This is a genomic window from Vibrio sp. 10N.222.49.C9 (assembly GCF_041474985.1).
In the GTDB taxonomy this organism is placed as follows: domain Bacteria; phylum Pseudomonadota; class Gammaproteobacteria; order Enterobacterales; family Vibrionaceae; genus Vibrio; species Vibrio crassostreae_C.
In genome coordinates this window covers 1-535 of record NZ_JBFRVD010001458.1, presented here as the reverse complement: position 1 = coordinate 535, position 535 = coordinate 1, and the positions used below count along the sequence as shown (strand labels likewise).

Annotated in this window: 1 protein-coding gene; it reads right to left on the bottom strand. The window is 46.7% G+C overall.

Annotation, left to right across the window (positions count from 1 at the left end):
- Nucleotides 1-494, bottom strand: a 494-nt coding sequence (locus tag AB4585_RS28745) for a transporter substrate-binding domain-containing protein (protein ID WP_372172188.1), incomplete at its 3' end; no start/stop codon positions are given.
- Nucleotides 495-535 lie beyond the last annotated feature (41 nt).

Sequence of the window (535 nt, the reverse complement as noted above, 5' to 3'; positions counted from 1 at the left end):
GTAGTAAACTTGGCGCTAGTCAGGTGTTCTTTGGCGAACAACTCGTTTGTCCCACCAATGTTATAGCCCACCTTAGTGCTGGCTTGGTTTGCTTCTTCTAGGGTATCGTATTTTTCTGTGTTGCCTTTAGCGACCAAAAAGCACTTGCCAAACGTCATGTAGCCTTGAGTCTGCTCAGCGTTCAACTGACGTTGCATCTTACGAGTAATACCCCCCATAGCAATATCATACTGATCTTGCGCTAGGCCATCCAACAGCCCTTTCCAAGTGGTCTCCACAAACTCAACCTTAACGCCAAGCTGATCAGCCATATGCTTTGCCACATCAATATCGTAACCACTAAGTGTCTCGCCATCGTGGTAAGAGAATGGGCGATAGTCACCTGTAGTACCTACTCTTAGTACACCCTCTTTCTGGATATCGTCTAGACGGTCCGCGTGTGCAACACCCACGGTCATCAGGCCCAGAGAGAGACCTAAGATTAGTGTTTTCATGAATTAGTCCTTCTTAACAACTGTAAGCCTGACTATACACT